This window comes from Rhodococcus (subgen. Prescottella) equi (assembly GCF_003013675.1).
Classification (GTDB): Bacteria; Actinomycetota; Actinomycetes; order Mycobacteriales; family Mycobacteriaceae; genus Prescottella; species Prescottella equi.
Genome location: NZ_CP027793.1, coordinates 3,690,607 through 3,712,468, shown reverse-complemented (window position 1 = coordinate 3,712,468; position 21,862 = coordinate 3,690,607). Strand labels below are relative to the sequence as shown.

General features: G+C 70.8%; 19 protein-coding genes. 13 read left to right on the top strand and 6 right to left on the bottom strand.

What is annotated here, in order from left to right; all coding sequences use genetic code 11:
• The first annotated feature begins 62 nt into the window (after window positions 1-62).
• Window positions 63-917, top strand: coding sequence for a TIGR02569 family protein (locus tag C7H75_RS17300; protein ID WP_005518784.1), 855 nt, complete (start codon window positions 63-65; stop codon window positions 915-917).
• A 27-nt stretch (window positions 918-944) separates the two neighbouring features.
• Here C7H75_RS17300 and C7H75_RS17295 read toward each other — a convergent pair whose 3' ends face one another.
• On the bottom strand, window positions 945-1,610 hold the full coding sequence (locus C7H75_RS17295; protein WP_013416713.1) for a FadR/GntR family transcriptional regulator: 666 nt from the start codon (window positions 1,608-1,610) through the stop codon (window positions 945-947).
• Between the two features lie 255 nt (window positions 1,611-1,865).
• Here C7H75_RS17295 and C7H75_RS17290 point away from each other — a divergent pair, with 255 nt between their 5' ends.
• The 8 genes from C7H75_RS17290 (at window position 1,866) to C7H75_RS17255 (ending at window position 13,116) form a co-directional block, all read left to right on the top strand.
• Window positions 1,866-3,032, top strand: coding sequence for an MFS transporter (locus tag C7H75_RS17290; protein WP_044991362.1), 1,167 nt, complete (start codon window positions 1,866-1,868; stop codon window positions 3,030-3,032).
• Window positions 3,033-3,215: 183 nt separating this feature from the next.
• Complete coding sequence (locus C7H75_RS17285) at window positions 3,216-4,613, top strand: MFS transporter (RefSeq protein WP_087586979.1); 1,398 nt, start codon at window positions 3,216-3,218, stop codon at window positions 4,611-4,613.
• Window positions 4,610-6,730, top strand: a complete 2,121-nt coding sequence (locus C7H75_RS17280; RefSeq protein WP_106851632.1) for a molybdopterin oxidoreductase family protein — start codon at window positions 4,610-4,612, stop codon at window positions 6,728-6,730. The genes C7H75_RS17285 and C7H75_RS17280 overlap by 4 nt, the downstream gene beginning before the upstream one ends.
• On the top strand, window positions 6,727-8,214 hold the full coding sequence (locus C7H75_RS17275) for an FAD-dependent oxidoreductase (RefSeq protein ID WP_106852032.1): 1,488 nt from the start codon (window positions 6,727-6,729) through the stop codon (window positions 8,212-8,214). Before C7H75_RS17280 ends, C7H75_RS17275 begins: the two co-directional genes overlap by 4 nt.
• Window positions 8,211-10,736: a nitrite reductase large subunit NirB gene (gene nirB / locus C7H75_RS17270; protein ID WP_106851631.1), complete on the top strand. Its 2,526-nt coding sequence runs from the start codon at window positions 8,211-8,213 to the stop codon at window positions 10,734-10,736. Before C7H75_RS17275 ends, nirB begins: the two co-directional genes overlap by 4 nt.
• 63 nt (window positions 10,737-10,799) lie before the next feature.
• Window positions 10,800-11,222, top strand: coding sequence for a nitrite reductase small subunit NirD (gene nirD, locus C7H75_RS17265; RefSeq protein WP_005518795.1), 423 nt, complete (start codon window positions 10,800-10,802; stop codon window positions 11,220-11,222).
• A complete protein-coding gene (locus tag C7H75_RS17260) occupies window positions 11,219-12,388 on the top strand; it encodes a uroporphyrinogen-III synthase (protein ID WP_044991360.1) in 1,170 nt (389 codons plus the stop codon). Before nirD ends, C7H75_RS17260 begins: the two co-directional genes overlap by 4 nt.
• On the top strand, window positions 12,385-13,116 hold the full coding sequence (locus tag C7H75_RS17255) for a sirohydrochlorin chelatase (RefSeq protein WP_022597084.1): 732 nt from the start codon (window positions 12,385-12,387) through the stop codon (window positions 13,114-13,116). The genes C7H75_RS17260 and C7H75_RS17255 overlap by 4 nt, the downstream gene beginning before the upstream one ends.
• Here C7H75_RS17255 and C7H75_RS17250 read toward each other — a convergent pair.
• Window positions 13,070-13,912: an acyl-CoA thioesterase domain-containing protein gene (locus tag C7H75_RS17250; protein WP_005518798.1), complete on the bottom strand. Its 843-nt coding sequence runs from the start codon at window positions 13,910-13,912 to the stop codon at window positions 13,070-13,072. The genes C7H75_RS17255 and C7H75_RS17250 overlap by 47 nt on opposite strands.
• A 200-nt stretch (window positions 13,913-14,112) precedes the next feature.
• Here C7H75_RS17250 and C7H75_RS17245 point away from each other — a divergent pair, with 200 nt between their 5' ends.
• Window positions 14,113-15,084 (top strand): R2-like ligand-binding oxidase, encoded by a 972-nt coding sequence (locus C7H75_RS17245; RefSeq protein WP_005518799.1) that lies wholly within the window; start codon window positions 14,113-14,115, stop codon window positions 15,082-15,084.
• Between the two features lie 55 nt (window positions 15,085-15,139).
• On the top strand, window positions 15,140-16,180 hold the full coding sequence (locus tag C7H75_RS17240; protein WP_022597082.1) for a hypothetical protein: 1,041 nt from the start codon (window positions 15,140-15,142) through the stop codon (window positions 16,178-16,180).
• Here C7H75_RS17240 and C7H75_RS17235 read toward each other — a convergent pair.
• Window positions 16,153-16,662 carry a GNAT family N-acetyltransferase gene (locus C7H75_RS17235; protein ID WP_022597081.1) on the bottom strand — a complete coding sequence of 170 codons (510 nt, stop codon included), beginning with the start codon at window positions 16,660-16,662 and terminating at the stop codon, window positions 16,153-16,155. The two genes, C7H75_RS17240 and C7H75_RS17235, sit on opposite strands and share 28 nt — an antisense overlap.
• Before the next feature lie 31 nt (window positions 16,663-16,693).
• The gene (gene rsgA, locus C7H75_RS17230; RefSeq protein WP_044991358.1) at window positions 16,694-17,797 is read right to left on the bottom strand and encodes a ribosome small subunit-dependent GTPase A; all 1,104 of its coding nucleotides are present in this window, start codon (window positions 17,795-17,797) and stop codon (window positions 16,694-16,696) included.
• A 393-nt stretch (window positions 17,798-18,190) separates the two neighbouring features.
• Here rsgA and C7H75_RS17225 point away from each other — a divergent pair, with 393 nt between their 5' ends.
• Complete coding sequence (locus C7H75_RS17225; protein ID WP_044991316.1) at window positions 18,191-19,255, top strand: alpha/beta hydrolase; 1,065 nt, start codon at window positions 18,191-18,193, stop codon at window positions 19,253-19,255.
• A gap of 138 nt (window positions 19,256-19,393) precedes the next feature.
• A complete protein-coding gene (locus tag C7H75_RS17220) occupies window positions 19,394-19,744 on the top strand; it encodes a PLDc N-terminal domain-containing protein (RefSeq protein WP_005518808.1) in 351 nt (116 codons plus the stop codon).
• Window positions 19,745-19,751: 7 nt separating this feature from the next.
• On the opposite strand, the gene C7H75_RS17215 is transcribed toward C7H75_RS17220, so the two are convergent.
• Both C7H75_RS17215 and C7H75_RS17210 read right to left on the bottom strand, forming a co-directional pair.
• Window positions 19,752-21,521, bottom strand: a complete 1,770-nt coding sequence (locus tag C7H75_RS17215) for an NTP transferase domain-containing protein (RefSeq protein ID WP_022597077.1) — start codon at window positions 21,519-21,521, stop codon at window positions 19,752-19,754.
• A gap of 41 nt (window positions 21,522-21,562) precedes the next feature.
• Complete coding sequence (locus C7H75_RS17210; RefSeq protein ID WP_022597076.1) at window positions 21,563-21,859, bottom strand: MGMT family protein; 297 nt, start codon at window positions 21,857-21,859, stop codon at window positions 21,563-21,565.
• Window positions 21,860-21,862 lie beyond the last annotated feature (3 nt).

Genomic DNA, 21,862 nt, shown 5'->3' with positions numbered 1-21,862 from the left:
ATCAGCGCGGCCTTCGGAGAGCCTCACCGAAACGGACGGTCTGCGGCGGTAGCCTGACGGCCGTGAGCTCTACGCAACCGCCCCAGCACGTCTGTTCCACGTTCGGTCTCCGTGAGGTCGAGCCGGTCGCGTTGGGTGCCGACTGGGACGGCGGCTGGCGCTGCGGTGACGTCGTGCTGTCGGCGGTAGCCGATCATGCACGCGCGGCGTGGTCCGCGAAGGTACGCGAGACGCTCGCGGTCGACGCGGTGCGCCTCGCCCGCCCGGTGCGGGCCACCGACGGCCGCTACGTCGTCTCCGGTTGGCGCGCCGACACCTTCCTGACGGGCTCGTCCGAGCCTCGGCACGACGAGGTGGTGTCGTTGTCGCTGCGCCTGCACGCCGCGACCGCGCAGCTCGAGCGACCTCGATTCCTCGCCCAGCCGCCGGTGGCGCCGTGGGCGGACGTCGACGTCTTCGTCGCCGCGGATCGGGCCGCGTGGGAAACGGTCCCGCTGCGGACGGCCCGTGCGGCGGGGGCGCTCGAGGACCTCACTCCCGATGCCAAGCGCAGCGTCGACGTGATCGGTCAGCTCGCGACCCTGCGCAAGCCCGTGCGGTCCCCGGACCAGCTCGTGCACGGAGACCTGTTCGGCACCGTGCTGTTCGACGGCAGCGCCGCGCCCGGCGTCACCGACATCACCCCGTACTGGCGTCCCGCCGCGTGGGCGGCCGGTGTGGTCGTCGTCGACGCACTGTCGTGGGGCGGCGCCGACGAGGGGTTGATCGGGCGCTGGGAAGATCTACCCGAGTGGCCGCAGATGCTGTTGCGGGCGTTGCTCTTCCGGCTCTCCGTCCATGCGTTGCATCCGCGCTCGACGCCCGACGCGCTGCCCGGTCTGCTGCGGACCGCGGATCTGGTGCGGCTGATCCTCTAGCCACACCGACCCCAGCTGCCGCCGGGTCTAGGCGTAGCCCGCGAGCAGTTCGTCGAAGAAGCAGCGGGCCGCCGCGACGGCGCGCACGCTGTCGCCGTCGATGACCGCCTCTACCAGTTCGCTGTGCTCGTCGTGGAATGCGGCGCCCGTCGCGGAGGCGTGCTTGGTGACCGTCTCCTCGATCGCGGGGAGCAGCGAGTCGTAGAACTCGAGGTACACGCGGTTGTGGCTGGCGGCGACGATGCCGCGGTGCAATGCGATGTCGGCCGTGATCGCCGTGCGTAGATCGCTGCCGTGCCAGGCCTCGCTGCGGGCGGCGAGCAGGGCGCGCAGGTTCCGGATGTCCTGGTCGTCGCGCCGACGCGCGGCGAGTCCCGCGGCCGTCACGTCGAGCGACTGGCGCAGTTCCAGGACGTCGCGTTCGTGCGCGCCGGCGAAGTACTTGCCCAGCGTGCCGCTCACTTCGGAGGCCGCGAGCACGTACGTGCCCGACCCTTGTCGTCGTTCGAGCAGTCCGGTGTGGACGAGGGCCTGGACGGCCTCGCGCACCGTGTTGCGACCGGTCCCGGTGAGTTCGGAGAGCTCCGGCTCGGTGGGGATGCGTGAGCCGACCGGCCACTTGCCGGAGCGGATCTCGTCCCGGAGCTGGTCGGTCACCTGCGTGATCAGGGTGCTGCGGCGAACGGGTTGCAACGGAGCTCCTGCGGGTAGACGGGCGTCACACGAATTATGCTTTGCCCTCTTTCATCCGGTCATCCTATGATTTATCTGGTCGAGTGCCAAAGCCCCGGCGAGAGCGCTCCCGAATTTTCTCCGATCGATCACGGAACGAGGCAGTACATGACCGCGCCTGCAGGCAGTTCCCGCTCCGCGGGATCCATCGCCACGGCCCCGCGCGGGCCACAACCGCTCCTGGCAGGCCGGGTACTCGTCTTCGCCGCGATCGCCATGTCGGCGCTGGTGCTGCGAACGGCGGTCACCTCGTTCACGCCGCTGGCCGACCAGATCAGCTCGGAACTGGGCTTCTCGTCCACCGTGGTCGGCGTCTTCGGCATGGTCCCGACGGCGATGTTCGCGGTCTTCGGCCTGCTCACTCCGGCCATCGCGCGTCGGCTGGGGCTCGAATGGACCGCGTTGCTGGGCATGATGATGGCCGGCGTCGGGATGCTCACCCGCGCGATGGTGTCGGACACGTGGTCGCTGCTGGCGTTGTCGGCACTCGCCCTCGGCGGCATGGGTATCGGCAACGTCGTGATCCCGCCGCTGGTCAAGCGGTACTTCGGCGACCGGCTGGCGCTCATGAGTTCGGTCTACATCACCGGTGTGCAGATCGGCACGATCCTGCCCGCCACGGTCGCGGTGCCGCTCGCGGACGCGTTCGACTGGCGGATCTCGATCGGCGTCTGGTCGCTGCTGGGCTTCGCGGCTGCCGCGCCGTGGTTGATGATCCTCGCCCGCGGGCGCAAGCAGGTCGGCGGCGCCGCCGCCGCGGCGGCGCTGCCCGCCGAGTCGCACGCGCCGGGACGCCCGTGGCGTTCGCCCGTCGGCTGGGGCATGGCCGGCATGTTCGGGATGACATCCCTGATCACGTACTCGATGTTCACGTGGATCCCGAAGATCCTCACCGAGGCGGGGGCGAGCGAATCGTTCGGCGGCAGCATGGTTGCGGTGTTCTCGTTCATGGGGCTGATCGCGGCGTTCGCGGCGCCGAGCGTGTGCGCCCGGATGCGTAACCCGTTCCCCATCGTCGTGGGCTGCGCGCTCGCCTACGCGATCGGATTCACCGGCCTGTTCCTCGCGCCGATGGCGGCGCCCATCCTGTGGGTGGTCGTGATCGGCCTCGGCCCCAGCACGTTCCCGATGTCGCTGACGCTGATCAACCTGCGCACCCGGACGCACGCCGGGTCCGCCGCGCTGTCCGGATTCACCCAGGGCATCGGTTACACCGTCGCGTGCGTCGGGCCCCTGCTGTTCGGCGTACTGCACGAGTCGACCGGCGGTTGGGGCGCGCCGTTCGCGCTGCTCGGTGTCGCCGTCGTCGTGGTCCTGATCTCGGCGTGGGCGGCGTGCAAGCCCCGCATGCTCGAAGACAGCTGGGGTGCGAAAGCCGCCTGACCTGGACGTTCGTGGACCTCACCGCCCGGCCGGGCGATCGTGAGCGAGAGTTGACGGACGGGTCACCGGGCGCAGCACCGACGCAACACCGGCCTCCTACCTTGGGGTTTCCCACACAGGTAGGAGGCCCAGGTGACCACTCTCTCCGATCGGCCCACAGAAACGTCCGGCGCCGCGCCCACGGTGCGCGGCCACCGTATCGAGCGTTGGGACGCCGAGGACGTCGACGCCTGGGAAGCCGGCGGCAAGGCCATCGCCCGACGCAATCTCGTGTGGTCGGTGGTCGCTGAGCACGTCGGCTTCTCGGTCTGGTCGATCTGGTCGGTGATGGTGCTGTTCATGCCGACCGATGTCTTCGGCATCGACGCGGCCGGCAAGTTCTTCCTCGTAGCCGTCCCGACCCTGGTCGGATCGATCCTGCGCATCCCGTACACGGTGGCGACGGCCCGGTTCGGCGGACGTAACTGGACGATCTTCAGCGCGCTGGTACTGCTGGTCCCGACACTGCTGACGCTGTGGTTCGTGATGCACCCCGGCACGTCGTACACGACGTTCCTGCTGGTGGCGGCGACCGCGGGTGTCGGCGGCGGCAACTTTGCGTCGTCGATGGCCAACATCAACGCGTTCTACCCGCAGCGTCTCAAGGGGTGGGCACTCGGGCTCAACGCGGGCGGCGGCAACATCGGCGTGCCGGTGATCCAGTTGGTGGGTCTGCTCGTCATCGCGACGGTCGGCAACACCGCGCCGTACCTGGTGTGCGCGGTCTACCTCGTGCTCATCGCGGTGGCGGCGGTCGGTGCGGGGTTGTTCATGGACAACCTCACGGGGCAGAAGGCCGACCTGCACTCGATGCTCGAAGCGCTGCGGGTTCGGGAGTCGTGGATCGTCAGCTTCCTCTACATCGGTACGTTCGGCTCGTTCATCGGGTTCAGTTTCGCGTTCGGTCAGGTGCTGCAGATCAACTTCCTCGCCGGTGGCGACACCCCGGCGCAGGCCGCACTGCACGCCGCGCAGATCGCGTTCCTGGGGCCGCTGCTCGGCTCGATCGCCCGTCCGCTCGGCGGCCGGCTCGCGGACCGCATCGGCGGTGGCCGGATCACGCTGTGGACGTTCGCCGCGATGGTGCTGGCGGCGGCAGTGCTGGTCGCGGCCGGCACCGCGGACGACGCCACCCCCGGCGCCGCGACCGGGACCGCCATGACCGCGTTGGTGATCGGCTTCGTGGCGCTGTTCGTGCTCTCCGGCATCGGCAACGGGTCGGTGTACAAGCTGATCCCGTCGATCTTCGAGGGCCGATCCCGGACGCTGGACGGACTGGACGCCGACGCGCGGGCCGCATGGTCGCGCAACATGACCGGGGCACTGATCGGGTTCGCCGGTGCGATCGGCGGGCTCGGGGGAGTCGGGATCAACCTGGTGCTGCGGGCGTCGTACAGCAGCCCCGCCAAGTCGGCGACGATGGCGTTCTGGGTGTTCCTCGGCTTCTACATCGTGTGCGCCGTGGTCACCTGGATCGTGTTCGTGCGGCGCACGTCCGCAGCGAACGACGTTGCCGGACAGTCGATCGCGGTGGCGTCGTGATCGCGCCCGTCGTCGGCCGACGGATCGACACCCACTGTCCCTACTGCGGCCTGCAGTGCGCGATGGCGCTCACCGCCGACGGCGCATCCGGGCCGACCGTCTCGGCCCGTCAGTTCTCGACCAACCGCGGCGGCCTGTGCCAGAAGGGGTGGACGAGCGCCGAACTGCTGCGCCACCCCGACCGGCTCACCACGCCCCTGGTCCGGGTCGCCGGGCGGCTGCAGCCGACGTCGTGGGACGACGCCCTCGACCGGGTCGCCGACGGCTTCCGCGCCGCGCAGGAGGTCGGGGGTCGGGACGCGGTGGGGATGTTCGGCGGCGGCGGGCTCACCAACGAGAAGGCGTACATGCTCGGCAAGTTCGCGCGCGTCGCGCTCAGCACGTCGAACATCGACTACAACGGGCGGTTCTGCATGTCGTCCGCCGCGGCGGCGGGGATCCGCGCGTTCGGGCTCGATCGCGGACTGCCGTTTCCGGTCACCGATCTGACGTCGGCGAAGGCGATCCTGCTGGTCGGGGGCAACGTCGCCGAGACGATGCCGCCGCTCGTCGGGCACCTGACGGCGGCGGCGGAGGCCGGCGGGCTGATCGTCGTCGACCCGCGGCGCACCGCCACGGCGGACCGGGCGCTGGCCGGCGGCGGATTGCACCTGCAACTCGCGCCCGGCACGGATCTGCCCCTGGCGCTGGGGATGTTGCACCTCGCCGTCACCGAGGGGCACCTCGACCGGGAGTTCGTCGAGACCCGCACGACCGGCTTCGACGACGCGTGGCTCGCAGCGGCACAGTGGTGGCCCGAGCGCACCGAACGGGTGACCGGGGTCCCGGTCGCGGCGCTGCGGCGCGCAGTGGAGGTCCTGGCGCGGTCCCGACGGGCGGACACGGGCGCGTACGTGCTCACCGCGCGCGGGACAGAGCAGCACGCGAGCGGCACCGACACCGTCTCGGCGTGGATCGGGCTGGCGCTCGCGCTGGGCCTGCCCGGCCGGCGGGGCAGCGGTTACGGCCCGGTCACCGGTCAGGGCAACGGCCAGGGTGGCCGCGAACACGGGCAGAAGGCGGACCAGTTGCCCGGCTACCGCAAGATCAGCGATCCCGTTGCACGCGAGCACGTCGCACGCGTGTGGGGCGTCGATCCGGCGGACCTGCCCGGGCCGGGCCGCAGCGCGTACGAACTGCTCGACGTGCTCGGCCGCCCCGGCGGACCTCGCGCGTTGATGGTGCACGGCGCCAACCTCGCGGTGTCGGCGCCCCGGGCCGGGCACGTCGTCGACCGGTTGCGCTCCCTCGATCTGCTGGTGGTGTGCGACTTCCTGCTGTCGGAGACCGCCGCGATGGCCGACGTGGTGCTGCCGGTCCTGCAGTGGGCCGAGGAGGAGGGCACGATGACGAGCCTCGAGGGGCGTGTATTGCGGCGGCGTCGGGGTGTGGAACCACCGGACGGAGCTCGCGGCGAGCTCGAAGTGCTGCGTGGGTTGGCCGTTCGGCTCGGGCAGCCTGCGCACCGGTTCCCGGTCGAGCCGCGCGAGGTGTTCGACGAGCTGAGGGCCGCATCCGCCGGTGGCGGCGCGGACTATGCGGGCGTCACCTACGACCGTCTCGATGCGGGGGAGGTGCTGCACTGGCCGTGTCCCGACGTCGGGCATCCCGGGACGCCCCGGCTGTTCCTCGACCGCTTCGGCACCGACGACGGGAGGGCTCGGTTCACCGCCGTCGAGCATCGGGGTCCGGCAGAAGCGCCGGACGAGGAGTTCCCACTGGTCGCGACCACGGGACGTGTTCTCGCGCACTATCAATCGGGCGCGCAGACCCGCCGGGTCGCGGAGCTGGCGTCCGCGGCCGGGTCGATGTTCGTCCAGGTGCACCCGGACACCGCGGCACGGGCGGGCGTGCGCGACGGGGACGACGCGCTCGTCGTCGGGCGCCGCGGCCGAGTGTCCGTCACGGTGCGGTGCGACGACTCGATGCGCCTGGACACGGTGTTCCTGCCGTTCCACTTCGCCGGCGACGCCCGCGCCAACCTGCTCACCAACCCGGCACTCGATCCGACGAGCCGGATGCCGGAGTTCAAGGTGTGCGCGGTGCGGCTGGAGCCGGCCCGGGCGGTGGCCCCGTGAGCCGGGTGGTGATCGTGGGCAACGGCATGGCCGGGGCGCGGCTGGCGGAGGAGTTGCGGCGGCGCGAACGCGACCCGGCCCGGCTCGGGATCGTGGTGTTCGGTGCGGAGCCGCGGGCCGCGTACAACCGGATCCTGCTCTCGAACGTGTTGGCGGGCAGCATCACCGCGCGCGACACCCGGCTGCGGCCCGACGACTGGTGGGTCCGCAACCACGTCGACGTCCGCACTGGGGTGCGGGTGACCGGGATCGACACCGCGACCCGAACCGTGTGCGGCGACGACGGCACGACGCTCGGCTACGACGAGCTGGTGTTCGCGACGGGCAGCGTTCCGTTCGTGCCGCGCATCGAGGGGATGGCGGCCGACGATTCGGACGTCGTCGCATTCCGGACGGTGGAGGACTGCGCGCGCATCGCCCAGGCCGCGGGCCCGGGCTGCCGGGCGGTGGTACTCGGGGGCGGGCTGCTCGGGCTCGAGGCCGCCCGCGGGCTGCTGCTGCGCGGCGCCGACGTCACCGTCGTGCATCCCCGGGCGGTGCCGATGGAGCGGCAGCTGGACGAGGGCGGCGGCCGGGTACTCACCCGCGTCCTGACGAGCCTGGGCATGAGGGTGGTACTCGAGCGCCGCGCGGTCGCCCTGCGTCGCAACGCCTCCGGGAGAGCGCTCGTGCTCGACGACGGCACCAAACTTCCCGCGGACATCGTGGTGCTCACGGCCGGAATCCGGCCGGCGACCGAGCTGGCGTCGGCCGTCGGCGCCACGGTGGAGCACGGGATCGTCGTCGACGACGCGCTGCGCACCGACGTCCCGCACGTGTGGGCGATCGGCGAGTGCGCGCAGCACCGCGGCGAGGTGTACGGGCTCGTGCAGCCGGGCTGGGAGCAGGCGGAGGTGGTCGCCGACCGGATCACCGGCGCCGACGCCACCGCCGAGTACCACGGCACCCCGCCGGTGACGCGACTCAAGGCCCACGACATCGATCTCGCGTCGATGGGTGACGTGAGTGCGGACCTGCACGACGGTGAGTACGAGGTTCTCACCGTCGCCGACCCGGCCCGCGGGCGCTACGCCAAGTTGGTCGTGGCCGACGAGCGGATCGCCGGAGCGGTCCTGCTCGGCTGCCCCGACACCGTCGGGACGGTCACCCAGCTGTTCGACGCGAAACTGCCGGTGCCGCAGGACCGGATGTCGCTGCTGACCGGGCGCACCGGCGCGGCATCGGAGACCGCGAGCCCCGCCGGCATGCCGGGCGGCGCGGTGATCTGCCGCTGCAACTCGGTGACCAAGGCGCATCTCACGGGCGCGTGGCGGGCCGGTGCGCGGTCGGTCGGGGCGCTCGCGACGGCGACCCGTGCGACGACGGGGTGCGGCGGTTGCAGTTCCGCGGTGGAGGGGATCTGCGACTGGCTGCGGACCACCGATCCCCGGAACGAACACGACGAAGACACGACACAACGGGCCCGGAAGGAAGGTGCGGCATGAGCGTACGGACCGCGATCGTCATCGGACACGGCATGGTGGGACACCGATTCGTCGAGGCGCTGCGGGCGCGCGACGACGCCGACACCTGGACGGTGATCGTCTTGGGCGAGGAGGACGTGCCGGCGTACGACCGGGTGGCGCTGTCGTCGTACGTCGGCTCCTGGGATGTGCGCGAACTCGCGCTGTCGGGCAACGACTTCGACGGGGACGGCGCCGTCGATCTGCGGGTGGGGGTGCGCGCGGAGTCGATCGACCCGGATGCTCGCATCGTCACGACGTCGACGGGGGAGGAACTGCGCTACGACGCACTCGTCCTCGCCACCGGCTCCTATCCGTTCGTGCCGCCGGTGCCCGGCCACGACCACGATCTGTGCTTCGTCTACCGCACTCCCACCGATCTGGACGGGATCCGCGCGCGGGCCGAGGCGGCCGGACCGAGTGCGGTCGGTGTCGTGGTCGGCGGCGGGCTACTGGGGCTCGAGGCCGCGAACGCGTTGCGGCAGCTGGGTATGACGCCGCACGTCGTCGAGCACAACGCACGCCTCATGCCACTGCAGGTCGACGAGGGTGGCGGCGCCGTGCTGGCCCGGCTGGTGACCGACCTCGGGCTCGCGCTGCACACCGGCACCGGCGTCGCGTCGATCACCGACGGCCCGGCCGGGGTGCGCGTGGAACTGTCCGACGGGACGGTGATCGACGCGGCGCTGCTGGTGTTCTCGGCGGGCATCCGGCCCCGCGACCAGCTGGCCCGCGACGCCGGGCTCGCCGTCGCCGAGCGGGGCGGCATCCTCACCGACAGCGGTTGCGTCACCTCCGATCCCGCGGTGTTCGCGGTCGGTGAGTGCGCGGCCGTCGAGGGCCGCTGCTACGGGCTGGTCGCGCCCGGATACACCACCGCCGAGGTGGTCGCGGACCGGCTGCTCGGAGGCGACGCGGTGTTCCCGGGCGCCGACCTGTCGACCAAGCTCAAGCTGCTCGGCGTGGACGTCGCGAGCTTCGGCGACGTGCACGCCGCCACCCCGGGCGCCCTGGAGGTGGTGCTCAGCGACGCCGCGAAGGGCACCTACGCCAAGCTCGTGGTCTCCGACGACGCGCGGACTCTGCTCGGCGGCATCCTCGTCGGCGACGCGAGCGCGTACGGATCGCTGCGTCCGCTCGTCGGACGGGAGCTGCCCGGCGACCCCGCGGCACTGATCTCCTCGGCCGGCGAGAAGCCTGGCGCCGGAGCACTTCCCGACGACGCGCAGGTGTGCTCGTGCAATGCCGTCACCAAGGGCGAGATCTGCGCGGCGATCGCCGACGGTGCGTGCGATCTCGCCTCGGTGAAGAACTGCACCGGCGCGGGCACGACGTGCGGTGGGTGCCTGCCGACCGTGAAGGCACTGCTCGCGTCGTCGGGTGTGGAGCTGTCGAAGGCGCTGTGCGAGCACTTCACGCAGTCCCGCGCCGAACTGTTCGAGATCGTCCGCGCCACCGACACCCGCACGTTCTCGGGTCTGATCGCGCAGTACGGCACCGGAACCGGCTGCGACATCTGCAAGCCCGTCGTCGCGTCGATCCTCGCGTCCACGTCGTCGGACCACGTGTTGGACGGCGAGCAGGCCGCACTGCAGGACACCAACGATCACTTCCTCGCCAACATCCAGCGGGGCGGCACGTACTCCGTGGTGCCGCGGATGCCCGGCGGCGAGTGCACGCCCGAACAGCTCATCACGATCGGTGAGATCGCCCGCGACTACGATCTCTACCTCAAGGTGACCGGTGGTCAGCGGATCGACCTGTTCGGTGCCCGCGTGGAGCAGCTACCGGAGATCTGGCGGCGTCTGATCGAAGTCGGCATGGAATCCGGTCAGGCGTACGGGAAGTCGCTGCGCACCGTGAAGAGTTGTGTCGGGTCCACGTGGTGCCGGTACGGCGTGCAGGACTCGGTGGGGATGGCGGTGCGACTCGAGAACCGGTACCGCGGCCTGCGCGCGCCGCACAAGATCAAGTTCGGGGTGTCGGGGTGCGCGCGCGAGTGCGCCGAGGCCCGCGGCAAGGACGTCGGCGTCATCGCCACCGAGAGCGGCTGGAATTTGTACGTCGGCGGTAACGGCGGCCAGTCGCCCAGGCACGCGCAGTTGCTCGCGGGCGGTCTCGACGACGGGACCCTGATCCGGTACATCGACCGCTACCTCATGTTCTACGTCCGCACTGCGGACCGGTTGCAGCGCACCGCGCCGTGGGTGGAATCGCTCGACGGCGGACTCGATCACCTGAAGGCCGTGGTGTGCGACGACAGCCTCGGGATCGCCGACGACCTCGAGGCGGCGATGGCCCGGCACGTCGCCGGCTACCGCGACGAGTGGGCCGGGGTACTCGAGGATCCGGAGAAGCTGTCGCGGTTCGTGTCGTTCGTCAACGCCCCCGACGTGCCCGACCCGACCGTGGTGTTCGACGACTCCGGACCCCGCAAGGTGCCCGTCCTGATGGGCATACCGGACGTACCGGAACGCCGTTCGGAACTCTCCTCGAGTCGGTAATCGAGGAGTAACGCCGCGGAAACAACCCGACTTTTGAATGAGCACAGGACAGGGAGGTCTGCGATGACGGTGATGGAGAGCTGGGTGTCCGGCGAGGTCGGCACCAGTGAGACGCCCTTCGAGGCGGAGGCACGGCATTGGACGTCCGCGTGTACGCGGAGCCATCTGATCCCGGGGCGCGGCGTGGCCGTGCTCCTGCGCGGCGGCGCCCAGGCCGCACTGTTCCGGCTCGCCGACGGCAGCCTGCGAGCGGTGGGCAACATCGACCCCGTCGCCCGGGCCGCGGTGATGTCCCGGGGACTGGTCGGCGACCGGCACGGTGAACCAACCGTCGCGTCGCCACTGCTCAAGCAGGTGTTCTCGCTCGTGGACGGGAGGTGTCTCGACGACGCGTCGGTGCGGCTGCCGGTGTACCCGGTCCGTGTCGTCGAGGGGCGTGGCGGCGACGTCGTCCAGGTGTGCGTGACCCCGGTCGGGTCCACGTGACGGCTGGGGGGCCGCCGCGTGGCGACGAGCTGCGCGGCTTCACGGTGGGGATCACGGCGTCGCGTCGGGCGGACGAGCTCGCGACGCTGCTCGTCCGGCGGGGTGCGGACGTCGTGCACGCGCCGGCGATCCGGATCATCCCGCTCGCCGACGACACCGAACTGGCCCGTGTGACCGAGACGATCGTCGCGGACCCGCCGGACGTGATCGTCGCGACCACCGGCATCGGTTTCCGGGGCTGGATGGGTGCGGCCGAGGGCTGGGGAACGGGCGAGGAACTGCTCACCGCGCTGGGGTCCACGAGGATCCTGGCTCGCGGTCCCAAGGCGACCGGAGCGGTGCGCGCCGCCGGCCTGCGCGAGGAGTGGTCGCCGGAATCCGAGTCGTCGGCGGAGGTGCTCGAACATCTGTTGGGCGAGGGGATCGCGGGCCGACGAATCGCTGTGCAACTGCACGGTGCAACCACCGAATGGGAACCCGCACCGGATTTCTGCGCGGCGCTGCGGGCCGCCGGGGCCCACGTGATCGCGGTGCCCGTGTACCGATGGACGCCGCCGGACGACTGCAGCGCGATGGACCGGCTGATCGAGTCCGTCGGGTGCGGTGGGCTGGACGCGGTGAGCTTCACGAGTGCGCCCGCGGTCGCCTCGATCCTGGGCCGCGCCAAGCAGACCGGTGCGCTCGAACCGCTGCTCCGGGCGTTTGACGGGCGGGTGCTCGCGGCGTGTGTCGGACCCGTCACCGCCGCGCCGTTGACCGCACTCGGGGCACCTACGACGATGCCGGCACGCTCACGTCTGGGGTCGCTGGCCCGGCACATCGCGGACGAGTTGCCACGGCGGGACGCGCAGGTGCGGGCGGGCGGCCACGAACTGAGCGTGCGCGGCACGTGCGTCGTCGTCGACGGCGAGGTCAAGGTGCTCTCACCCGCCGGAATGGCACTCGTACGACGCCTGGCGGAGCGGCCCGGCATGGTGGTCTCCCGTGCGGACCTGCTGGCGTCGCTCCCCGGCGGCAGCGGTGATCCGCACGCCGTCGAGACCGCGATCGCGCGGCTGCGCAGCCACCTGGGGGCACCCAAGGCGGTGCAGACCGTCGTCAAGCGTGGCTACCGGTTGGCGCTGGACCCGGCGGAGTACGACCGGCTGCTCGAGGCAAGCCGGTGAGCGCCACGGAGTTGGTGCTCGTCGCGCACGGCACCCGCAGCCGCGCCGGCGTCGAAACCGTTGCGGCGCTCGCCGAAGCGGCGGCCGAGCAGGTCGGGGCGGTGCGCACCGCGTTCGTCGACGTGCTGGGGCCGTCGCCCACCGAGGTGCTGTGCGACGTCCGCGGACCGGCAGTGCTCGTGCCCGCGTTCCTGGCGTCCGGGTACCACGTGCACACCGACGTGCCCCGTGCGGTCGCGGACAGCGGACACCCGCGGGTCGTCGTGACCCGCGCCCTCGGCCCGCACCCCGCCCTGGCAAGGGTGCTCGAACAGCGACTGCGCGAATCCGGTTGGCGGCTCGGCGATGCCGTGGTGCTCGCCGCGGCGGGGTCGTCGGATCCGCGGGGCCGGCACGACGTACGCCGCGCCGCGGCGATGCTGTCGGCGCGGGTGCGCCGTGACGTCCCGGTCGGCTACATCGCCTCCGGCACGCCGACGGTGGCCGAGGCCGTCGCCCGACTTCGGGCGGAGGGGGAACGGCGCGTGCGCGTCGCGTCGTACCTGCTGGCGCCCGGCCTGTTCCACACGCGGCTGGGTCAGGCCGGGGCGGACGGGGTCGCGGACCCGCTCGGCGCGCACGACGCGATCGCCGACCTGGTCGCCGAGCGCTTCTTCCTGGCGAGTCCGCGAGCGGCGCGGGTCAGCGGCGGAACCCCAGCTGCCGCTCGGCGTTCGACAGTGCGCTGACGATGCACGTGCCGATCGGTCCGCGCCGATCGAACATCGTCGTGCTACCGACGGAGATGCCGTCGACGCTGAGGTGATTGTCTGCCTCGATGCCGATCTCCGGTCCCTCCGGCAGCCGGGACAGCGCGAGGGTCAGGTCTGCGTTGATGAACCCGATGCCGGCGGTGCCCCAGTTGGTCATGAGGCTGGTGGTCTCGCCGACCATCGCGGCGCGGGCGAACGGTGACGGTTCCTCCCCGGCGACCACCGGGATCTGGTACTGCCACATGCGCTTGCGGCTCGAACCCTCGTGATCGCGCAGTGACGGTGACCAGCCGGCGGGATGGCCGTCGCTGCCGATCCACGGATGTGACGGTGCCTGCAACGGTTCGAGGAGGCTCAGCGGCGGCGGTTGCGGTGTGTCGGGGCGAGTCCAGAGCTCGCCCGGCGGCTGCTCCGAGCGGCGCAGGAACACCACCGAGGCGCGGGCGACGGCCTCGCCCTGCTGGATCACCTCGGCGTCGGCGACGCGGATACGGTTGCCGTCGCGGACGCTGCGGGTGACGACGTGGAGTTGCTCGGCCCGTGCCGGGCGGAACAGGTCGACGGTCAGGCGCGCCGGCACGAATCCCTCTGCGCCGTGCTCGTTCTCGATGGCCCGCGCGAGGATGCCGGTGATCGCCGGCCCGTTGATCATGTCGGGTGACCACTTGCTGATACCCATGTCGAGCGGGAAGAACCCGTCGCCGTCGCGGCGCAGGAATCCGATCTCGGTCGTGTCCACAACTGCTCCTTCGTCGACTGCTTCCCGGAACATACGACATCGGCGGTGACCGGAGACACAGGCATTGCCGTCGCGCGCCCGACTTCTTTGCGCATCGGTGTGCAGGAAACACTCCCGACGGGGGTCGAACCGGACTACCGTGAGAAGCGACCGGGCACGCTCGGCCCAATCGATACGTCCAGGTCCGGGACTGGGAGCGTGCGAGGCGGACGTCGGCGCAGGAGGTTCTTCGGATGACCGCGACATCGGTGGACAGAGAGGGCTTCAGTTCGCTCCGCAAGGGCGGACTCAACTGGGACGCATTCCCGCTCAGACTGTTCGTGAAGGGCAATGCCAAGTTCTGGAATCCGGCGGACATCGACTTCACGCAGGATGCCGAGGACTGGGCCTCACTCACCAGTGAGGAGAAGCGCAGTTCCACGTACCTGTGCACCCAGTTCATCGCCGGCGAGGAGGCGGTCACCGAGGACATCCAGCCGTTCATGAAGGCGATGGCCGCAGAGGGGCGGTTCAACGACGAGATGTACCTGACGCAGTTCTGCTTCGAGGAAGCCAAGCACGTCCAGGTGTTCCGGCGGTGGATGGACGCCGTCGGCCTCGACGGCGATCTCCACCCGTTCGTTGCCGAGAACCCGCACTATCGCACGCTGTTCTACGAGGAGCTGCCGCGATCCCTGCGGATCCTCGAGACCGATCCCAGTCCGGCCAACCAGATCCGCGCGAGCGTCACCTACAACCACGTCATCGAGGGCAGCCTCGCGCTCACCGGTTACTACGCGTGGCAGCGTGTGTGCACCGAGCGCGGGATCTTCCCGGGCATGCAGGAACTCGTCCGTCGCATCGGTGACGACGAGCGTCGGCATATGGCGTGGGGCACCTTCACGTGCCGCCGGCACGTCGCCGCCGACGACAGCAACTGGGACCTCGTCCAGCAGCGGATGGGGGAGCTTCTCCCGCACGCGCTCGACATGATTCAGTGGGTCAACGACCAGTTCGAGGAACCGCCGTTCGGCATCGACCCCGCGGTGTATCTCGAGTACGCCGCGGACCGGGCGCAACGTCGCCTCGGTGCGATCGAGTCGGCCCGGGGCCGGCCGGTCGAGGAGATCGACCTCGACTACTCACCCGAGGCGCTCGAGGAGACGTTCGGTGAGGAGGACGCTGCGGTCATCGCCGAGGTCGCGGCGGAGGCGACATCGATGTGAGAGGTGTCTCCATCTCAGAGATCGCTTAATTGCCGCGGCTACCGTTCGCGGACCTATGAGCGAACACGACAAACCCCGCCGCCGCAGACTCTCCACCCGACAGGTCGTCGCGCTCCTCGGCCTGCTCGTCGTCGCCGTCGTCGGTACGGTGTCGTACTTCACCGTGTTCGCCGACGAACCCGTGGTCAGGGCCGACCCCGACACGTCGCTCGAGGCGGGTCCGCCCGCCGACTCGGATGCCGACGCTCTCGCGCAGGCCCGCCGGAGCCTGCAGCAGACCAGCCTGCCGCTGTCGCTGTTGAACGGTGGGATGAACCAGCTGGTGGACGGGGGCCGGCAGCTCGACGACGGCGCCAACCAGCTCTCGGTGGGACTCGGGCAGGCTCGGGACGGGGCGGGGCAGCTGTCTGCCGGGCTCGACCAGTTGAGCGGAGGCGTCGGACAACTCGGTGACGGCGCGCAACAGATCAGCGGCGGCGTCGACGAGGTCGTGGACCGGCTCTCCGGGCTGGGGGAGCTGCAGGGGCAGGTCACCGGTTCGCTGCGGCAGGTGGCGGCAGCGCTGTCGGCATCCACCGATCCGGTGTCGCAGGCCGCGTCGGGGCGGGTGAACGACCTCGTCGCGCAGCTCGACGCCGAGGGGCTCGGACCGGACACCCTCGCGCAGCTCGCCATGCTGAAGGACGGCGCTCGTCAACTGTCGTACGAGCTGAGTGATCCGTCCGCCCAGTTCGTCAGCGGTGTGGGACAGGTTGCGGACGGCGCCCGGCAGCTGAGTGACGGCCTCGCGCTCCTCGACGACGGTGGCAAGGCCCTCGCCGACGGAACCGGGCAGCTCGTCGACGGCACCGGGCCGATCACCGGTGTGGTGCAGGGGCTTTCGACGAACGTGTCCGACGCATCGAAAGCGCTGCCGTCGGCGCAGACGAAGGCGTCCGAGGCGGACACTGCCGTGCAGGCCGCCCCGGACGCCGACCGAACCCCGGCGTGGATCTACGTCGCCGGTGCGCTGACGCTGCTACTCGTCGTGGCAGCGGTCGCGCGGGGGTCGTTCGTGCTGGGTCGCCGTCAGATGTCGCCGAACGCGGCGGCGTAGGTGATCGTCCCGCCCGGGATCGGGCGCCCGTCCAACGCGAGCACCATGAGGGCGTCCTCGGGTACGACGACGTTCATTCGCACGTCGTGCGCGGACGCGCGGGTGAACCCGAACCTCGGGTAGTACTCCGGGTGCCCGAGGACGGTCACGAAGTGCTCGCCGCGCTGCTTCGCGGCGTCGAGCACCGCACGGATCGCGGCCGAGCCGGCACCGGTCCGCTGATACTGCGGCAGCACCGCGCACGGTGCCAGACACAGTGCGGGGGTGTCGCCGATGTGGCAGCGCGTGAGCAGCGCGAACCCGACGGGCTCGCCGTCGGCGTCGACGGTGAGCATCGACAAGCCGTCGACCCACGCCGGATCGCGGCGCAGCGCGTCGACGAGATCGGCCTCCTCGGCGGTGTCGAACGCAGCCAGCAGGATCCGGCGGACGGCGTCGCTGTCGGTGTCGCTCTCGGGCCGGGTGGTCCAGTGAATGGTCATGTAATCCTTCCGTTTCAAGGGGATTCGGGTTTCAGTCTCGGCGCCCGCGGAGGCGATACAGGGCTTTGATGTCGCGCGTGATGGCCTTGTCCGCGGCGGTGCGCTTGCCGGCCTGCCGGGCGTCGCCGCGAGACGCCGCCCATTCGCTCTCGCGCAGCATTCGGCGGTAGCGGTCGAGCCGCTCGAGGTCGAGTCGACCGTCGGTCACCGCGTCCTGGACCGCGCATCGCGGTTCGCTGCGGTGCCGGCAATCCCGGAATCCGCAGCCCCGGGCCATCTCTTCGATGTCACCGAAGACGTGCTCGATGCCGTCGCCGACGTCGTGCACGCCGATGCCTCGCAGTCCTGGGGTGTCGATCAGTACACCGCCTCCCGGGACGGGGAACAGTTCCCGGTGCACCGTGGTGTGCCGTCCCTTGCCGTCGGTGGCGCGGACCTCGTTCGTATCCATCCGGTCTTCGCCGAGCAGGGCGTTGGTCAGCGAGGACTTGCCGGCACCGGACGGGCCGAGCAGCACGGTGGTTCCGGGTAGGCGCCGCGCGAGTTCGTCGATGCCCTCTCTGGTGCGGGCGCTGACGGTGACGACGTCGACACCGATCGCCAGTGCGGAGACCTCGTCCGCTGCGGTCCCCGGATCGCACTCGGCGGCATCGACTTTCGTCAGAACGATCAACGGTGTGGTGCCGGCGTCCCAGGCCAGCGCCAGCAGCCGCTCGATTCGGCCCGGCTTGATCGGTGCGGCGAGTGACACCACGACGCAGGCGGTGTCGACGTTGGCCGCCAGAACTTGGCGATGCGACGTCCGACCCACCGATGCTCGTGCGATCACGCCGCGTCGCGGCAGTACTGCCACGACTCGAGGTTGCGGGCCGAGTTCGAGTGCAGCCCAGTCTCCGGTGCACACCGTGTGCTCGGGATCGGACGTCGTGACGGCCGTGCTGTCGGCACGTACCGAACCGCTCGCGGTCAGTACGTGGCAGCGACCACGGTCGACCCTGGCGACGCGGGCAGCGACGAGCCCTCGGGATTCGTACTCGGTGAACTGTTCGGCGAGCGTGCCGTCCCAGCCGAGTGCGGCGAGGTCCTGTGCGGAGGAGTTGGGGGATGGTGTGGAAGACGATGGTGAAGAAGACATGGTGAGACCCTTCGGGATCGGGCCCCGTCCGAGGACGCGCTTCACCCTCGGCGCGCTGTTGCGCACCGTCCGGTCAGGAAGAGGGGATTCGACTCAGATCGAGGCCCGGGATGTGAGGATGGTCCGGGCAGTGCCCACGGCAGTGGCTGTCACCGCAATCATCGACTCACCTCCTGGTCGCTCTCGAACGTCTGCGGACGACCCTAGCGACCGGTGCCGTTGCTCCGCAACGTGATTTTCGCGGGCGGTCCGCGCAGGCGGGTGAGGCGGCGGGTGAACTTCGAGCGAAAACTCCGATCGGGACACTCGGGGCGATTCGCTCGGTATGGTCCGGCGTGGTTCTGCGGTCCGGTGAGGTCCGGCGCGTTCGTGTTCCGGGGGAGAGGGTTTCACATGAGGCATCCGAGATTTTCGGCGACGCGTCTGTTCGTGGCCGCAGCCGCCGCGGCGGTGGTCCCGCTGGTCGCCGTTCCGGCAACGGCGTCCGCGGGCGGCGACACCGTGGGCGGCGACTCCTCGGGCGGTGCGGTGACGGCAGTGTCGAAAGCCTCCGGCGCGTATCTGGTGAAATCGACCGCGGTATCCGATCGCAGGGTGAACATCTCGGTGTACTCGCCCTCGATGGACCGCAACATTCCGCTCGAGGTCATTCGTCCCGCGGACGGGAGCGTGCCGCGCCCCACGTTGTACCTCCTCAACGGCGCGGGCGGTGGCGAGGACCGGGCCACGTGGCAGCGGAACACGGACATCAACCAGTTCTTCCAGGACAAGAACGTCAATGTCGTCACCCCACTCCAGGGCGCCTTCAGCTACTACACCGACTGGCAGAAGGACGACGAGAAGCTGGGCCGCCAGAAGTGGCAGACCTTCATGCTCGAGGAACTGCCTCCCGTCATCGACGCCGAGTTCGGTACGAACAAGGTGCAGTCGATCGTCGCGATCTCGATGACCGGCACGTCGGTTCTCAACTACGCGATCGCCAAGCCCGGCTTCTACCGGAGTGTCGGCTCGTTCAGCGGCTGCGCCGAGACGGCGACGCCGGCCGGCCAGAGTTTCATCCAGACCGTGGTCGGTCTCCGCGGCGGGGTGGACGTCACCAACATGTGGGGGCCGCTCGACGGGCCCGGCTGGGGGCAGAACGATCCGGTGGCCAACGCCGAACGCCTGCGGGGCACGGAACTGTACATCACCACCGGGTCGGGACTGCCCGGTCCGCACGAGACACTGGACGGTCTCGGGATCGACGGTCGCCCGGCCGCGCTGGCCAACCAGGTGATCGTGGGCGGCATCATCGAAGCGGCAACGAACTACTGCACCCACAATCTCGCGAATCGTCTGGCCCAGTTGCAGATTCCGGCGACGTTCGACTTCAAGCCGGGTGGCACGCACTCGTGGGGCTACTGGCAGGACGACCTGCACAACTCCTGGCCGATGATCGCGCGGTCGTTGGGGATCTGATCACGCGTCCCGCACGCCCCGGCTCCTCGGGCGAGACTCGATAGTTGCGCTACGTACCTTTGGGTTGGTTTCATCGACGGTGCACGTGTGGTCGGGGAGTCATCGTGGTCGGGGCGGAAGTGGGGAGGGTCGGCGTCCATGCCGTATCTGGGTTTGATCGTGATGGTCCTGTGGGTGTTCTGTCTGGTCGACGTGATCGTCGCCGACGAGCACGCCGTACGGAACATCCCGAAGGTCGGTTGGGCCGTCGTCGTCGTGCTGGTGCCGCTGCTGGGCTCGGTGCTGTGGCTGGTCGCGGGCCGTCCGGAAGGCGGATACAGCGCATCGCGTCGTTCCGGACCGCCGTCGGCGTTCCCCGAGTACGACCGGCCGGGACGACACATCGCGCAGGACTCGGAGACCGACGAGGAGTTCCTGCGGCGTTGCCGGGAGCGCGCCGAGGAGCAGCGCCGGATCGGTCGGGAGCAGCGGCGGGCTCAGCCCGACTGACCCGCCGTCACGTCGGGAGGGGCAGCAGCTCCACACTCTGACCGTCGACCGGGGCGGGCGGGACGAGCGCGAGCGCCTCCCTCCCGATCAGCCCCGCCAGGTGTGCGGTGCGCACGATCGTGTCGGCCCGCCAGGTCCCGTCCACCTGCCGCGTGACGGGCACGATCCGGGCGACCGAGGCACCGACCTGCGACGCGTTCGACACCGCGCCGGTCATCGGTACGACGGGCGTGCGCACGGTCAGCGCGTCGACGATCGCCGGCATCACCATCAGCAAGGTCGCCACCGCCGCGACGGGATTGCCGGGCAGTCCAAGGACCACCCGGCCGTCGGGCAACATGGCGGTCACCTGCGAACCTCCGGGCCGACAGCGCACCCGTCCGACGACGATCCGGGCGCCGGCACGCAGAAGTGCGCTGCGGAGTTGATCGGCGGCGCCGCCACCCGTCGCGCCGACGACCACGATCACATCGGCGTCCCGGGCGCCGTCGAGGAGGGTGTCGAAGCCGTCGGCGGTGTCCCGAAGATGCGTGTCGGCGACGGTTCGGACCCCGCAGTGCCGCAGCAGGTCCGGCAGCACAGGTCCCAGCGAGTCGCGCGTCTGACCGGCGCGCAGGGGGCCGCTGCGTCGAATCTCGTCGCCCGTCACCACGACGTGTGCGCACACCGGTCCGCGCACCTCGGCCGTCGTGGCCTCCGCGCTCGCGGCGGCCGAGACGAGCATCGGAGTCACCGCGGTCCCTGCCTCGGCGAGGTGATGGCCGGGCTGCCAGTCCTCGCCGCGGCGACGGGTGTCGTCGCGCTCCGGGGTCTCGGGGCGCCGCACCACGAGCCTGCCCACCGAATCCGGTGCCACGTCCACGAATTCGTCCCGGATCACCGACGTCGCACCGCGCGGGACCTGGGCGCCGGTCGCGATCCGCACCGCGTCCCCGGGGGTGAGCACGAGATCGGAGGCCGCCCCGGCGTATCGGATCTCGGCGTGCAGTCGCCACGGTCCCCGTCCCGAGACGGCATAGCCGTCCATCGCGGAGACGTCGAAACGGGGCAGCGCCTCCGCCGCGACGAGCGGGGCAGCGAGTGTGGCCCCCAGCGCGTCGCCGAGAGCGGACGCACGGATCGGTAAGGGCGCGAGCGTGTTCCGGATCGTCGTACGCGCCGTAGTGATGTCCATCGGCCCCGGCACGTGGGTGACGCGGGCCCGCTCGACGTCGGCCGGAGTGTCGCAGTCGGCGACGCCCGCGCACACCAGCGTGACGTGACGGTCCGGCACGAGCGACTTCATCGGCAGGTTCGTGAGGTCGGGCAGCGCGTCGAGACGCGCGGCGAGCGCGGTCCGGCGCCACGCCGACAGCAGGAATTGCAGTCGGCCGGCGTCGTCCTCCGCGAACGCGGCCTCCGCGCCGGGGTCGGCGCCCAGGCTCGCGACGAGAGCCGCGACGACCGTCGCGTCGAGGCTCGGCAGGTCGGCGGCGAGAAGCACGACGATGTCGCCGGGTGCTCGATCGAGCGCGGCCAGGCCCGCAGCCAGCGCGGCGACCGGGCCGGCGCCGGCGGGTGACTCCTGCGTCTGCACGATCGCGGCCGGCAGGTCGTCGCGGTGCGGACCCACGACGACCACCCGATCACAGTCGGCGACGGCGTCCAGTGCGGTGTCGAGCATCCGACGGCCCGCCACGACGAGGCCGGGTTTGTCGATCCCGCCCATCCGGGTCGCACGTCCACCGGCGAGCACGATCGCGGCGGGGTGCCCGCCGGGAGGGCCGAAGGTCTGCATGGCCCAATGCTGCCCCATCGGGTGTACGCGTGCGCCGCCGGTCAGAACCGGTGGCGTGCCGCCCCGAGATCCACCCGACCGTCCCGGATCGGCACACCTTCGAGCTCGAGCTTCGCCAACTGGCGACGGGCGAGATGGGCCGCCGGCCGGCCCGACGCTCCCAGGACTCGGTGCCACGGGAGGTCGGCGGAGTCGGTACGCATGATCCAGCCGACGGTGCGGGCGCTGGAAAGTCCTGCGGCCGAGGCGATGTCTCCGTACGTGGCGACCCGACCGAGTGGAATCGAGGCGACCAGGTCGCGGACGCGCTCGATCTGTTCCTCGGTGGTGGCGGCCACGTG